Source organism: Vibrio thalassae (assembly GCF_900089835.1).
In the GTDB taxonomy this organism is placed as follows: domain Bacteria; phylum Pseudomonadota; class Gammaproteobacteria; order Enterobacterales; family Vibrionaceae; genus Vibrio; species Vibrio thalassae.
The window spans coordinates 84,208-98,332 of record NZ_OANU01000011.1 but is presented as its reverse complement, the minus strand read 5'-3'; the positions used below and the strand labels follow the sequence as shown (position 1 = coordinate 98,332).

Sequence of the window (14,125 nt, the reverse complement as noted above, 5' to 3'; positions counted from 1 at the left end):
GTACTAGAGCAAGTTTTAGTAATCTCGTATTAATGCGAAGGCTTGGTTGAGTTTTTCGGCATCTTTCTTACCCGGCGCGGACTCAACGCCCGAATTGAGATCTAAGCCGATGCACCCAAGCTCACTGGCTTGCTTAACGTTCTCTGGAGACAGGCCTCCAGCTAGCATGATGTCAGTTGTGTTGTTCAATAATTGCCAATCAAAGCTTTGTCCAGTGCCTCCCGATTGTTCACCCACTTTGGCATCCAATAAGTGACGATCAACTTTGAGGCTATTCAGGTCTGGAAGCGTGTCAGAGACACCGTGCGCTTTCCATACTTTGATGCCATCGTTGAGAAGTGGTTTGAGCGTATCGACATACCTTTGGTCTTCATTGCCGTGCAACTGTACCGCAGACAGCTTAAGCTGATTAGCTGTCTCGGCGACAAACTCTGGATTGTGGTTTTGGAATACGCCAACAAACTCAAGCGGCGCGCCACTCATAACCATACGAGCTGACTCTAAATCGACGTAGCGCGGAGACTTCTCAACGAAAATTAAACCGCCTTTAACCGCGCCGGCTTGGTAGGCTTTTGCGGCATCGTCGGCTTGAGTGAGACCACATACTTTGTTTTCGCCAAACAGAACTTTACGAACGGCCAGCTCTAGGTTTTCTTCTGCCATGAGTGAACTGCCAATTAGGAAGCCATTGGCAAACGGACAAAGATCTCGAACTTGCTGGTGGTTATAAATACCAGACTCAGAAATGATGATGGTTCCTTCAGGAAGTTTTGGAGCAAGCTCTTTAGTGCGCTCAAGGTTGACCGATAGGTCACGAAGGTTTCGGTTGTTGATGCCGACTACTTTCGCCTTAAGCGCAATGGCTCGCTCCAACTCTTCGTCGTTACTGACTTCAGTGAGAATACCTAGGTTGAGTGACTCTGCTACGGTGGCAAGTTCACGATATTCGTTATCGTTAAGCACTGACAGCATCAAGAGAATGGCGTCAGCATTGTAATGGCGAGCAAGATAGACTTGATAAGTGTCAATCATGAAGTCTTTACAAATTACAGGTTGTCTAACTTGACGACGGACTTGCGGTAGGAAGTCAAAGTTGCCTTGGAAATATTTTTCATCGGTCAACACTGAAATGGCGCTAGCGTGGTTGTTGTACACCGAGGCTATATAGTCCAAGTCAAAGTCGTCACGGATTAACCCTTTAGATGGGGACGCTTTTTTACACTCAAGAATGAAAGCCGCTTTGCCCGTTGCTAGTGCGTCGTAAAAACTGCGATCGGATGGCACTAAGTCTGCCTTAAAGCTATCGAGTGGCTGAGACGCTTTACGAGCCGCCACCCAGATTTTTTTGTCTTCGACGATTTTTGCTAATACCGTTTCCATTTTTCTTTTCCTATGTTGTCGTCGATGGGTTAGCCGCGCTCTGCAAGTTGCTGCACGAGTTTATACGCTTTACCTGAATTCATGGCATCAATCGCTTGCTGCGCATTGGATTTAAGATCATCGTGCCCAAACAGTTTCATCAATAACGCGACGTTAACGGCAACCGCACCGAGTTGCGCGTCGGTACCTTTACCAGTCAGCATATCAGTGATAATTGCACGGTTCTCCTCTGGCTCTCCACCTTTAATTGCTTCAAGAGGGTGGGCGTCTAGGCCAAAATCTTCTGGGGCTAGGGTGTATTCAGTAATTTGTCCATCTTTGATTTCTGCCACGAGCGTTTCGCCGTGAATAGCGACTTCGTCTAGACCGCTACCGTGAACCACCGCTGCGCGTTTCATTCCCATTTGTAACATGGTCTCGGCAATAGGGCGAACTAGCTTTGCGTCATAAACACCCATCAACTCGATATTAGGTCGCGCTGGGTTAATCAAAGGACCCAAGATGTTGAAGATAGTTCGTGTTTTCATGGTTTGACGAACCGGCATAGCATGGCGAACGCCGCCGTGGTACTGGGGAGCAAATAAGAAGGCAACGCCAATATCGTCAACGGCTTTACGGGTGTCATCCGCAGACATGGCTAAGTTAATACCAAACGAGTCGAGTAGGTCTGAAGAGCCAGACTTGCTTGATACGCCACGATTGCCATGCTTTGCTACTTTTAGACCGCAGGCTGCTGCAACAAACGCGGCGGTTGTAGAAATATTAATGGTATTGGCGCCGTCGCCTCCAGTTCCGACAATATCGGCAAAGTCGTAATCAGGGCGTGGGAACGAATTAGCATTGGCGAGCAAGGCTTTGGCTGCCCCTGCGATCTCTTCTGGCGTTTCACCTTTAATTTTTAGAGCGGTTAATGCCGCAGACATCAAAATAGGGTCCAGTTCGCCTTTGATGATGGTATCAAACAACTGCTGGCTCTCTTGTTGAGACAGATCTTGTTGGTCGTAAAGTTTACTAATAATGGTTTCCATAATTACGATTCCTTAAATTTGTTCCAGTTGTTTGCAGGATTAAAGTTGTTTCGTCGCCCATGCAATAGCGTTGCTTAGCAAGGTCGCGCCATACGTCGTCATGATCGACTCAGGATGAAATTGAAAACCACATACGCGGTCTTGCTCATGCGCGACTGACATCACTAAACCATCGACTTGTGCCGTGATATCTAGGTTATCAGGCACCGTCGTTGCGACCAGAGAGTGATAGCGCGCGATAGCCATAGGTGACGGTAGTCCCTGATAAATACTGTGATTGTCGTGAGCCATCATGGACACTTTGCCATGAATGATTTCTCCGGCGCCTGCCACCACACCACCGTAAGCTTCTACAATCGCTTGGTGACCTAGACAAATACCGATCATGGGGACTTTTCCACGCAGTGCTTTGATGAGTTCGGGCATACAGCCCGCATCTGCTGGCGCACCGGGGCCAGGTGAAAGCACAACCACCGGATTGTCCAATTCAAGCACCGCGTTGGCTATGACGTCAGCAGCAATATGATTACGATAGATCGTTACCTTGTGGCCTAAGCTACGAAATTGGTCGACAAGGTTGTAGGTAAATGAGTCAAAGTTGTCGACAAATACAATGTTAGCTTTGCTAGAAAGAGTAGTAGACATGGTGATCACCCCTTGTGTGCCGTTTTAATTGCAGATATAACGGCTTGTGCCTTACCTCGTGTTTCATCTGCCTCGGATTGCGGATCGGAATCAAACACCACACCGGCACCAGCTTGAACTTGAGCGATACCATTTTCGACATAGGCAGAGCGGATGACGATACAGGTATCTAGATCACCGACACCATTCATATAACCAACGGCTCCACCATAACTACCACGCGTTTGTCCTTCAAATTGACGGATAAGTTGCATTGCGCGGATCTTCGGAGCGCCAGTGAGTGTCCCCATATTCATACATGCTTGGTAGCCGTGAAGTGCATCAAGGTCACCTCGAAGTTGACCCACAACACGCGATACTAAATGCATGACGTGACTGTAACGGTCGGTTTGCAGCAAGTCAGCCACATGTCTGCTACCTGGTTCTGAGATACGCGCGACATCGTTACGAGCTAAGTCGACCAACATCATGTGTTCAGCGTTTTCTTTCATGTCGCTACGCAGTTCTAGTTCGATGCGGCTATCAAGGTCTTTGTTTATCGTGCCATCCGCATTCTTCCCGCGACGTCGCGTGCCAGCAATTGGGTAGATCTCAATCTGGTTTGACTCAGAGCCGTATTTGAGAGCGCTTTCTGGTGATGCTCCAAATAGGGTGAATAATTCGTCTTGCATGTAGAACATGTAAGGACTAGGGTTGCTTTGCTTGAGCTCTTTGTATGCAGCGAGAGGAGAAGGGCATGGAAGTGTGAAACGGCGCGATGGAACAACTTGGAAAATGTCGCCACGAACGACGTACTCTTTTAAATCTCTGACTATCTGACAGAAATCCTCATCAGAAATACTCACGGTCTCTTCGATACCTTCGACTTTTTTCGCCTGAGGCACCAGTTGAAGTTCATGGCATTGCTGACTGATTTCTAGAATGCGCCCACGAATACGAGCTAACTCCTTTTCGTCATGATTAAACAAGGTGGTATGCAAGTCACATGATTCTTTTTGGTGGTCAACAACCAGTAAACTTTCGGCGACATAAAAGACGAAGTCTGGGCACTGATTTGATTGAGTAGCACTGCCTAATGGCTCGAAATTTGCCACGATGTCATAAGCGAACAGGCCGCCCATAAACAAGGCATTTTTATCTTGCCCAGTCAGGTCAAAACTGTGTTGCACCAGACGTAGGGCATCAAAAGTGGAGGCTTCACGAAGTCTTGAATCTTCATCTAATGTATCGTCTGGATTGGCAAACTGAATATTCAACTCTTGCTCAGTAAGGGTAAACTCGAGATCACTAGAAATGTTTTGCGCGATAATGTTGAGTAAATTGACGCCATTGGTGGTTAATGCTTCGTAACGGACATGATGTCCCTGACAAACGATTCTGACTGAAGAGTCAACGATGAGCAAACTTTGGAGATCTTGTTTCGAATCAATCTCAGCAGACTCAAGCAATAGGCTATCTGTTTTGTTTTCACACAAGGTATGAAATAGACGAGTGGGGTCTTGGGTATAAGGCACTTGAAGAGAAAGTACCTCTAAACAACCTTGCTTTTTAATGGTGATGGCTTTGTTCACAAAACCTCCTCTATACTTTTTGAATCTGTTTTTGCAACAATCTTGATACATACTCGCATAATTAAAACGTTTGCCCAACGTTGAATAGGTTCAATTTGTTGCTTAATTAATCAGTTAAATCGAAAAACAAAAAAGCCCACTCGTTTGAGTGGGCTTTAATCAAATTAGGTTATGATTATGCACGCAAAAAAGCCCACTCGGATTGTGTCCAAGTGCGCCACCAACCTTGTAGAGAATTAACCATACGGTTTAAAGGTTTTTTGATTGTATGAATATCTAGTAACATACGTGCTTAACTCAAATAATGTATCTGCGTACTAGTTAACTAGTTCGTGGTTCGAAAGTCAACCGAAATTGTGAAAAAATGAAGATAGATTTACATAGCCATACCATAGCCTCAGATGGCCGACTATCGGTTGCCGAACTTTTAGACCGAGCGATTGGTTTTGATGTCAAGGTTCTCGCCATTACGGACCATGATACTTTGGATGCGATTCCTGAAGCTCTTGAGCTTATTGAACAACAATCCTTGCCGATAGAGTTAGTCAATGGCATCGAAATATCAACGGCTTGGCAGAACAAAGACATCCATATTGTTGGCTTAGGTGTGTCGCTTGATTCACCTGAGTTGTTAGCGCTTATTGAAGCACAGCAAGCAAGACGTATCGAGCGTTCAGAATTGATAGCTCACCGATTAGAAAAAGCGACGCGTGAAGGCGTGCTAGACGAAGTGAAGCTGATTGCTGGAGACGCGCCAATCACTCGTGCGCATTTTGCTAAATGGTTAGTGGATAATGGTTATGCTAAAACCATGCAGCAAGTGTTTAAAAAATATATGACGCGTAATAATACCGGTTATGTGCCGCCCAATTGGTGCACGATGAAAGAGGCGGTCGCTGCTATTCATAGTGCAGGAGGCGTGGCAGTCCTTGCTCATCCAGGTCGCTACCAATTGACGGCAAAGTGGCTGAAACGATTGCTCACAGCATTTTGTGAAGCGAAAGGAGACGCTATGGAAGTAGCGCAGCCGCAACAAAGTCTTCAAGAAAGACGCAACCTTGCTGATTATGCGATACAATACAATCTATTAGCTTCACAAGGGTCGGATTTCCATTATCCGTCACCTTGGATGGAGTTAGGTAGGAATTTATGGCTTCCATCTGGCGTCGAACCAGTGTGGGACCAATTATCATTAAAGACGGCAACCTCTATCGACAGCGCTACACTAGATAGTGGGAAAGCTGCACAGTAGTAGTTAAGAGATCGCTCTTGAAGTCGAACAACAAGGAAGGTTGTAACGAGAGCATCTTAAAAGCTTGAAGGAATAACAATGAGTCAATTTTTTTATGTACACCCAGAAAATCCACAAACGCGTTTGATCAATCAGGCCGTGGCGATTGTCCGAAATGGCGGCGTGATGATTTATCCAACGGATTCCGGTTATGCTCTAGGGTGTCAACTTGAGAACAAACAGGCGCTAGAACGTATCTGTCAAATTCGCCGCTTGGACGATAAACATAACTTCACCTTACTATGTCGCGACTTGTCAGAGCTGTCTCTCTACGCTCGAGTCGATAACACGGCGTTTCGTTTACTAAAAAACAATACTCCTGGCCCTTACACCTTTATTTTTAAAGGAACTAAGGAAGTGCCTCGTCGCTTGATGAATCCAAAGCGTAAAACGATTGGTATTCGTGTACCGGATAATCAAATTGCTCTAGATTTGTTGGAAGCGTTAGGTGAACCATTAATGTCAACGTCTCTTATTCTGCCGGGTAATGAGGTGACTGAATCTGATCCAGAAGAGATCCGTGACAAATTAGAACATGCGGTCGACTGCATATTGAACGGTGGTTACTTAGGTGAGCAGCCTACCACGGTTATCGACTTTAGCGATGATGAAGCGAAGGTCCTGAGAACTGGGGCTGGCGACCCAACGCCATTCCAATAATAGGTCAATGTTTTCTTACCAATTAAGGTAAGAAACTTGGTGCGTCTAACAGAATTCTTTGCGATAATGTGCGACCGCGATTTTTAAGGTCGCATTATCTGGTTTCGACGTCTGTGAAGACGACATTATAGGTAGGTAAATGAGCGAAAAATTACAAAAGGTGCTTGCTCGCGCAGGCCATGGTTCACGCCGTGAACTTGAAGCCCTAATTAAATCTGGGCGCGTGAGTGTTAATGGTCAGGTAGCAAGACTAGGTGAACGTCTAGAAGACGAAAGTGCGGTTATCCGTATTGATGGTCATACCGTTTCAGCCAAAGCCCAAGAAGAAGTGGTTTGTCGAGTGTTGGCCTATTATAAGCCAGAAGGTGAGTTATGTACTCGCCACGATCCTGAAGGACGTCGCACGGTATTCGACCGCCTACCTAAGATCCGCGGCTCACGCTGGATCTCTGTTGGTCGCCTTGATGCTAACACATCAGGTCTACTTCTTTTCACAACAGATGGTGAACTAGCAAACCGTCTGATGCACCCAAGCCGTCAAGTTGAACGTGAGTACTTGGTCCGTGTGTTTGGCGAGATCAACGAACAGAAAGTTCGCAACGTGGTAAATGGTGTTGAACTTGAAGACGGTATGGCTCGCTTCGAAGACGTAGTTTACGCTGGTGGCGAAGGTATGAACCATACTTTCTACGTCGTCATCAACGAAGGTCGTAACCGTGAGGTTCGCCGTCTTTGGGAATCTCAAGAAACAACGGTTAGCCGCCTGAAACGTGTTCGATATGGTGACATCTATCTGGACAAGAAACTACCTCGTGGTGGTTGGATGGAATTAACGCTTAAAGAGGTGAACTACCTTCGTGAGCTTGTTGAGCTTCGTCCAGAGAAAGAAACGATGCTTGATCTTAGTCAGAATACCTCTCGTCAGCGTGAACGTTCACGTAGTCAGAAGATTCGTCGTGCAGTGCGCCGTCATGAAGAGCGTGCGAATGCACCGAAAGGTCGCAGTAACCAGCAGCGTCGCAACAAAAAGTCGGCTGGTGAGCAAAGCGCTCGCTCTAAGACTCGACGCTAAGCGTTTCAATTGCTAAAAAGCCAGCTTGAATAGCTGGCTTTTTTTCGTCTGCACATCGAGCGCTATTGCCCCTTAGCAAAGCGCCTATCGATGCATCGGTGTTTTACGAAAATGGCTCTCTACCATACGCTGCGTCACGATATGCTGTGGGTTGGTCATAATATCATTGGTGTTGCCGTATTCCACCACATCACCTTCGTGCATCACCATAACCTTATCAGTGATGTGTTTAATAATACCCAGGTGTTGTGATACGTAGACAAATGCAACCCCCATTTCTTCTTGAAGCTCTAAGAATAGGTTAATGATCTGTGAGCGCATCGCCATATCGAGACCATTTAATGCTTCGTCAGCAACGATAATGGATGGTTGAAGGATCAAAGCACGAGCGAGGCAAACACGCTGCTTCTGACCTGTTGCCAACATCTGCGGATAAAAGTAAGCATGCTCAGGGAGTAAACCAACCCGTACTAAGGTATCTTTTACCCGTCGCATACGCGCCTCTGGCGACATATTCGTATTTCGCTTTAACGGGCCTTCCAAAATACGACCGATCTGAATTCGTGGATTCAAAGAGGTATTCGGATCTTGGAATATCATTCGAATTAGTTTGCAGCGAGTGGAATAATCTTTGTGTTCCAGCAAATCGCCGTTAACACGAATTTCTCCAGCAGTTGGCTCGACGACACCTGCAAGCATGCGTGCCAATGTCGATTTTCCTGAACCATTTTTGCCAATAAAACCAATAGTTTGCCCTGCTTCTAGGTCAAAACTTACCGGCTTAACGGCATGCTGAACTTTCTTTTTGAATAGCTTGGACCGAGTTACAAAGTCCTTTGTTAATCCGGAGACTTCCAACAACGCACTCATGCTTTCTTCTCCGTATTAAGAGGGAAGTGACAACTGTATTTATGATTCTTAACGCGTTTGGCGCTCGGTATTTCCACACATTGCCTTTGCGCATAAGGGCAACGAGGCCCAAGGCGACAGCCAATCGGCAAGTGCTGTAATGGTGGGATAGAGCCTGGTAAAGACTGCAGTTTCTCTTTGTGCGGAATCCAATCGCCAAAATCAGGCATTGCCTTGAGCAGCGCCACTGTATAGGGATGCTTGGGTTTCGCAAGTAGCTTAGCGGTATCCGCTGATTCAACCGATTGACCACAGTACATTACTGTAATTCGAGTCGCCCACTGAGTAATGGTTGTTAAGTCGTGACCAATCAGAATAATGGTGGTGTTATTTAACTGATTCATACGACTCAACAAACGCAAGATTTGTGATTGAGTGATGGGATCCAAGTCGTTGGTTGGTTCATCGGCAATCAGCAATTTTGGCTTGGTGGCAATAGCCATCGCAATCATGATTTTCTGACACTCGCCATCAGTTAGCTCATACGGATAGCTGTTCATGATACGGGTATGGTCTTTAATGCCGACTTTATGAAGTAGGGCGATAGCTTGTTTTTTGCGCCACTTAAATCGTTCCCACCATTTTCCTTCAAAGGAACGAGAAGGGATCGATTCGATCAGCTGTTTACCTACTTCATCAGATGGGTCGAGACACGTTGATGGCTCTTGGAAAATCATTGCCACATCGCGGGCAATCACGCGTCGGCGCTCACGAGGAGTGAGTTGCAGCAGGTCGATGTTACCCAAGCGCATCCTATCGGCAGTGACACGCCAATTGTCCTTACAAACGCCAACAATGGCTTTAGCGACCAGACTTTTTCCCGAACCTGATTCGCCTACCAAACCGCGAATTTCACCTTCATTGATGGTAAAGCTCATGCGATCCACCGCTTTGACGAGACCTTGTGGTGTCTCGATTTCGATGGTTAAGTGTCGAATATCTAAAACTGGCATTATTCGATCCCCGCGTTCAGTGCGCTGCGCACACCTTCACCAACAATATTGACAACAACAACTGTAAACAAAATCGCCAAACCTGGCAGGATAACAGTCCATGGAGCCAGATAGAGTAATTCAGCGGCATCCCCTAACACGGCTCCCCACTCACTACTCGGAGCTTGTGCACCTAAACCTAGGAAGCCAAGAGCAGTAATATCTAAAATGGCGATGGAGAGCGCAAACGTCACTTCGGCGGCAATGACGGTGAGAATATTTGGGAGTATAGAGTTCCAGAGCAGATAGAAGTCGTTTGCGCCATCTAAACGGGCAGCCATAATGTAGTCTTTTTCAACTTCTGTGTGCACCGCAACATAGATGGAGCGAATGAATCTTGGGATCAGGGCAAGACATATCGCAAGGAGAATGTTGAATTCTCCAGGGCCAAGAAAGGCCACAAAAATGATCGCCAATAACAGTGACGGAATTGACATAACCGTATCAAGTAAGTGATTGAGTATACTAGACAGCAAACCGCGCGTCATGCCCGCGAGAATACCAATCAAACACCCGACACTTGTCGCAATCGCTGTAATAATAATGGCCGCTCCAAATGACAGGCGAGAACCATCGATGATTCGCGATAAAATATCGCGCCCCAAGTCATCGGTGCCAAAGAAGAAATCCACCGTGCCTAGCGGATCCCAAGATGGCGGGATCAGTAAGTATGAACTTTGCGCCATCGGGTCGTAAGGCGTAATAAATGGTGATGCTAAGGTAATAATCACAATAAAGATCAAGCACCAAAGACCAAACATCGATAGGCTGTTGGAACGGTAACTGCGCCAAAAACGCTCCAACTGAGTAGGAATGCGCTCCTCTTGGTAAACGTTATCTGACAGCATACCATTCCTTCCTTACTAATGGATTGACCATCGCCCCTAACAAATCCGATAAAATACTGGCTGCCAGAACAATAGAAGCAACAACCAATACGCCTGCCTGAATAGACGCGTAATCTTGATTAGATAGCGCATCTAGAAGCCAACGGCCTATACCAGGCCAGTTAAAAATCGACTCTGTCATAATAGCGAGGGTGATCATACTAGAAAGCTGTACGCCAAGTTTTGGAATAATTGGCGGTATGGCATTGCGCAGCACATGCTCAATAACGATTTCATAATTGGATAGACCTTTAATTCGAGCCGCACGGATATAGTTTTGTCCCATCACCTCGGCTACTGAGGTACGCATCATACGGATGACTTGCATTGTTGGCGACAAGGCCAACACTAAGCATGGCAAAATCATATGCTCAATAACACTTTGTAACGCCTCATTTCGATAAGACGCGTCTGAGAGCAGGGCATCGATTAACGCAAAACCGGTGACATGATCGATTTGGTAAAGTAAATCATAACGACCAGCGACTGGGAACCATTGATAATTCAATGAAAAATACATAATCATCAATAGCGCAATCCAGAATAGCGGTGCGGCGTAACCCACCATCGACGTAAATGAGATGATGTTATCCAGCCATTTTCCTTGTCTCATGCCGGCGATAGTGCCAGCTGGAATACCAACGAATAAAGAGATAATGAAGGCCGCAAAACAAAGTTCTAGTGTCGCAGGCAGAACCGCTGAAAGTTCCTTAGTAATTGGAACCCCAGCTTTGGTCACGCCAAAATCAAGTTGAGACAGCTGCGTGACATAATCAAACCACCCAGGAACAAATGTTTGGGCAGCCCAATAGGATTCAGGGTCAAGTCGAACTAAACTGTAGCCGACAAAGGTTAGGATCAACAGGGTGATAACGAATAGATTAAGTTTGCGGATAGAGTACCAAAACATCTATTTCAACCTCACAACTTGATCAAACGGTTGGGCATTGAAAGGGCTGGTTCTAAACCCTGTCAAACTGTCACTATGTGCTTGGTATTTTTGGCCGTGTGCAATAGGCAACACAGGAACTTCCTCATTCAAAATGTTTTGAGCTTGTCGATACAAATTCAACCGATATCTAGGCTGACTGACTTCAAGAGCCAAATCCAATAAAAAATCAAAGTCGTCGTTACACCACATGGAAAGGTTTAAACCTTCACGTTTGGAAGTACACGATAACAAGGGGCGAAGATAGTTATCAGGATCGCCGGTATTACCTACCCAGCCTGTCAGTAACAAGTCAACCGAATCGATGTTAGACAATTCCTGTCGATCAACTCGATCATCTGTGAGTAGGTTGAGCGTAATGCCGACATCAGCAAGGTTAGCTTGAATTAATTCAGCGGTTTTTCGTGGACTTGGATTGTAGACTCTTGCCTCAAGAGGCACCGCCATGGTTAGCTCGATACCTTTTTCGTATCCAGCTTCCTTTAATAATGCCATGGCGTAATTACGGTCATAGCGAATTTGAGTCGGGTCTTTTTGGTGGGCCCAAGAGCTTGGAGGTAACAGGCTATAGGCTTTTTCGCCAGTTCCGAAGTAGACCGCATCTAAAATGTTGTCGCGATTGATGGCGAGATTAAGCGCTTTACGAACTCGAGGGTCACTCAGCGCTTTATGTTGCGTATTGATAGCAACAAAGGCAACGTTCATTGCCGGCTTAGCTTGAAGAACGATTGATTCTTCATCCAAGATAACAGGGATTTGACTCGAAATAGGTGAATTCAATACATCACACTCGTTTCTCAATAGCTTTGCTAAAGCGCCAGCACCGCGATGTGAAATATCAAACACCACTTGTTCCATGTCTACCTGACCACGCCAATAGTTTTCGTGACGTTTCAAACGAACGAGGTCGGCAACCTGATATTCGTCGAGATAGAATGGTCCCGTACCGACAGGGAGAGTATCTATATCCAACTTATGATCAGAAAAAACCAATTGTTCAGCGTACTCAGCAGAGTAGATTGGGGCATGTGCAGTCGAAATATTAGACAGGAAAGAGTTATCCGGTCTAGATAGCGTAAATCTGACCGTGTGGTCGTCGACCGCTTCGATTTTCTCAACCAGATTAGCGAAGTCTATTCCCGCAAACCATGGGTACACGCTGCCACCAACCTCATGGAATGGGTTGTTTGGGTCAATAATACGTGAAAAGCTAAACACAACGTCATCCGCGTTCATTGGACGAGTCGGCGTAAACCAATCTGTGGTTTGAAATTCAACACCTTCACGCAAGGTAAAAGTATATTCTGTGCCTTCATCGTTCACCGTCCAAGATTTCGCCAAATTTGGTACTGGCTGATGCGTCCCTGGATTCAAAGTGAGTAGCGTATCGAATAACTGTGGCGCAATGGATTCGACAGTGATGCCACCGTCTACTAATTGCGGGTTAAAAGTACTAGGACGACCTTGGTCGCAATAGACGAATCCGTCTTGTCTAATTTTTGAGTGATCGACTTTTTCTTCACAGCCTGTCAATAGGATGAGACCACAAAGTCCAAGTGATAAATTGATTAATGCCTTCATAAACACGCTACATTCAGTTTAGCGAACGTAATATCTGTATTGAGATCAGGGTAATTTACCACTAAATCGCCAGCCAAACCAATAATCACAAGCACTTATCGCGCAAATGGTTAAAAAGTGTGGCGACGGTCTGACCCTGCTTAAACCAGTTTGTATTTTCGCACTAAGCCTCTTAGCTGATCATAGCTCAAGCTTAGCAGCTTAGCAGCACCGCGTTGGTTGTATTGAGCTTGCTTAAGTGCTTCATTAATCAACTTTATATTTTGTTCATCTTGCCATGTTTTAAAATCGAGCGGGAAGGATAATGTACTTTCAGGTGACGTTTGCGAAGATGGAGGTGCTTGTTTTGAAGGTTGGTCACTGTTGTCCGCTCTCATTGACGGCAGTGCGCCAAATTGCCCTTCAAATGGATTGAAGATCAGTGACTCAATGGGGTGTTCACCAGATCCTTGTTGGTATACAGCACGCTCCACCACGTTTTTTAGTTCACGCACATTACCCGGCCACGGGTAGTCGAGCATACTCTGCCAAGCTTGTTCTGTGAATCCAACAAAGAACGGTAGACCCAACTCGCGACACATTTTTATCGCAAAGAACTCGGCCAACAGTGGAATATCTTCTGGACGATGACGCAGAGGCGGCAGGTGAATTACATCAAATGCGAGTCTATCGAGGAGATCAGGGCGAAATTTCCCTTGGTCGGCAAGTTTTGGCAAATCTTCATTCGTAGCACAAACCAGTCGGACGTCAGCTTCCAACGCTTTAGCTCCGCCAACACGTTCGTATTGCCCGTATTCAATCACGCGAAGTAGCTTCTCTTGTACCGATAACGGAGTGGTAGCAAGTTCATCCAAAAATAGGGTGCCGTTTTCTGCTCGCTCAAAACGTCCTTGGTGACGACCTTTTGCGCCGGTAAAGGCACCAGATTCATGCCCAAAGAGTTCAGAGTCGATCAGCCCTTCGCTTAAGGTTGAACAGTTAAGAGAAACCAAAGGCTGATCCCAGCGTTTGGACAGATAGTGTAACCGTTGTGCAATCAACTCTTTACCAGTACCACGTTCACCGATGACTAGTACGGGGCGGTCAATAGGTGCGAGCCGAGAGACTTTATCGAGTACAGCGAGAAAAGTAGGAGATTCGCCAATTAAGTTTTGCGCCAT

At 46.1% G+C, this 14,125-nt stretch carries 13 protein-coding genes and 1 other annotated feature; of the genes, 3 read left to right on the top strand and 10 right to left on the bottom strand.

Going from position 1 to position 14,125, the window contains the following annotated elements; all coding sequences use genetic code 11:
* Positions 1-15: 15 nt before the first annotated feature.
* From trpCF to VTH8203_RS06615, 4 genes are read right to left on the bottom strand one after another with little or no spacing between them, the layout of a single operon-like run.
* Complete coding sequence (trpCF, locus tag VTH8203_RS06630; protein ID WP_096992950.1) at positions 16-1,380, bottom strand: bifunctional indole-3-glycerol-phosphate synthase TrpC/phosphoribosylanthranilate isomerase TrpF; 1,365 nt, start codon at positions 1,378-1,380, stop codon at positions 16-18.
* 29 nt (positions 1,381-1,409) lie between these two features.
* Entirely contained in the window at positions 1,410-2,408 is a 999-nt protein-coding gene (trpD, locus tag VTH8203_RS06625; protein ID WP_096992949.1) for an anthranilate phosphoribosyltransferase, read from the bottom strand.
* A 39-nt stretch (positions 2,409-2,447) separates the two neighbouring features.
* Positions 2,448-3,053 (bottom strand): aminodeoxychorismate/anthranilate synthase component II, encoded by a 606-nt coding sequence (locus VTH8203_RS06620; RefSeq protein ID WP_096992948.1) that lies wholly within the window; start codon positions 3,051-3,053, stop codon positions 2,448-2,450.
* Positions 3,054-3,058: 5 nt separating this feature from the next.
* Positions 3,059-4,624: an anthranilate synthase component 1 gene (locus VTH8203_RS06615; RefSeq protein ID WP_096992947.1), complete on the bottom strand. Its 1,566-nt coding sequence runs from the start codon at positions 4,622-4,624 to the stop codon at positions 3,059-3,061.
* A 126-nt stretch (positions 4,625-4,750) separates the two neighbouring features.
* Positions 4,751-4,853, bottom strand: a sequence feature (Trp leader region).
* Positions 4,854-4,988: 135 nt separating this feature from the next.
* On the opposite strand from VTH8203_RS06615, the gene rnm reads away from it, so the two are divergent.
* From rnm to rluB, 3 genes are all read left to right on the top strand, one after another.
* Positions 4,989-5,876 carry an RNase RNM gene (gene rnm, locus VTH8203_RS06610; RefSeq protein WP_096992946.1) on the top strand — a complete coding sequence of 296 codons (888 nt, stop codon included), beginning with the start codon at positions 4,989-4,991 and terminating at the stop codon, positions 5,874-5,876.
* Positions 5,877-5,954: 78 nt separating this feature from the next.
* Complete coding sequence (locus VTH8203_RS06605) at positions 5,955-6,575, top strand: L-threonylcarbamoyladenylate synthase (RefSeq protein ID WP_096992945.1); 621 nt, start codon at positions 5,955-5,957, stop codon at positions 6,573-6,575.
* A gap of 139 nt (positions 6,576-6,714) precedes the next feature.
* A complete protein-coding gene (gene rluB, locus VTH8203_RS06600; protein WP_096992944.1) occupies positions 6,715-7,647 on the top strand; it encodes a 23S rRNA pseudouridine(2605) synthase RluB in 933 nt (310 codons plus the stop codon).
* An 84-nt stretch (positions 7,648-7,731) separates the two neighbouring features.
* Here rluB and VTH8203_RS06595 read toward each other — a convergent pair whose 3' ends face one another.
* From VTH8203_RS06595 to pspF, 6 genes are all read right to left on the bottom strand, one after another.
* On the bottom strand, positions 7,732-8,517 hold the full coding sequence (locus VTH8203_RS06595; RefSeq protein ID WP_096992943.1) for a peptide ABC transporter ATP-binding protein: 786 nt from the start codon (positions 8,515-8,517) through the stop codon (positions 7,732-7,734).
* On the bottom strand, positions 8,514-9,509 hold the full coding sequence (locus tag VTH8203_RS06590) for a peptide ABC transporter ATP-binding protein (RefSeq protein ID WP_063605523.1): 996 nt from the start codon (positions 9,507-9,509) through the stop codon (positions 8,514-8,516). Before VTH8203_RS06590 ends, VTH8203_RS06595 begins: the two co-directional genes overlap by 4 nt.
* Entirely contained in the window at positions 9,509-10,396 is an 888-nt protein-coding gene (gene sapC / locus VTH8203_RS06585; RefSeq protein WP_096992942.1) for a putrescine export ABC transporter permease SapC, read from the bottom strand. Before sapC ends, VTH8203_RS06590 begins: the two co-directional genes overlap by 1 nt.
* Positions 10,383-11,345 (bottom strand): ABC transporter permease, encoded by a 963-nt coding sequence (locus VTH8203_RS06580; protein ID WP_096992941.1) that lies wholly within the window; start codon positions 11,343-11,345, stop codon positions 10,383-10,385. The genes sapC and VTH8203_RS06580 overlap by 14 nt, the downstream gene beginning before the upstream one ends.
* Positions 11,346-12,965, bottom strand: a complete 1,620-nt coding sequence (locus tag VTH8203_RS06575) for an ABC transporter substrate-binding protein (RefSeq protein WP_096992940.1) — start codon at positions 12,963-12,965, stop codon at positions 11,346-11,348. It lies immediately after the preceding gene.
* 140 nt (positions 12,966-13,105) lie between these two features.
* Positions 13,106-14,125: a phage shock protein operon transcriptional activator gene (gene pspF, locus VTH8203_RS06570; protein WP_096992939.1), complete on the bottom strand. Its 1,020-nt coding sequence runs from the start codon at positions 14,123-14,125 to the stop codon at positions 13,106-13,108.

Excerpts from the sequence above, each read along its gene's own strand:
- sapC (WP_096992942.1), bottom strand. The coding sequence starts at position 10,396 with ATGCTGTCAGATAACGTTTACCAAGAGGAGCGCATTCCTACTCAGTTG.
- VTH8203_RS06605 (WP_096992945.1), top strand. The coding sequence starts at position 5,955 with ATGAGTCAATTTTTTTATGTACACCCAGAAAATCCACAAACGCGTTTG.
- rnm (WP_096992946.1), top strand. The coding sequence starts at position 4,989 with ATGAAGATAGATTTACATAGCCATACCATAGCCTCAGATGGCCGACTA.
- trpD (WP_096992949.1), bottom strand. The coding sequence starts at position 2,408 with ATGGAAACCATTATTAGTAAACTTTACGACCAACAAGATCTGTCTCAA.
- rluB (WP_096992944.1), top strand. The coding sequence starts at position 6,715 with ATGAGCGAAAAATTACAAAAGGTGCTTGCTCGCGCAGGCCATGGTTCA.
- VTH8203_RS06595 (WP_096992943.1), bottom strand. The coding sequence starts at position 8,517 with ATGAGTGCGTTGTTGGAAGTCTCCGGATTAACAAAGGACTTTGTAACT.
- VTH8203_RS06580 (WP_096992941.1), bottom strand. The coding sequence starts at position 11,345 with ATGTTTTGGTACTCTATCCGCAAACTTAATCTATTCGTTATCACCCTG.
- pspF (WP_096992939.1), bottom strand. The coding sequence starts at position 14,125 with ATGGCGCAAAACTTAATTGGCGAATCTCCTACTTTTCTCGCTGTACTC.
- VTH8203_RS06575 (WP_096992940.1), bottom strand. The coding sequence starts at position 12,965 with ATGAAGGCATTAATCAATTTATCACTTGGACTTTGTGGTCTCATCCTA.
- trpCF (WP_096992950.1), bottom strand. The coding sequence starts at position 1,380 with ATGGAAACGGTATTAGCAAAAATCGTCGAAGACAAAAAAATCTGGGTG.
- VTH8203_RS06620 (WP_096992948.1), bottom strand. The coding sequence starts at position 3,053 with ATGTCTACTACTCTTTCTAGCAAAGCTAACATTGTATTTGTCGACAAC.
- VTH8203_RS06590 (WP_063605523.1), bottom strand. The coding sequence starts at position 9,509 with ATGCCAGTTTTAGATATTCGACACTTAACCATCGAAATCGAGACACCA.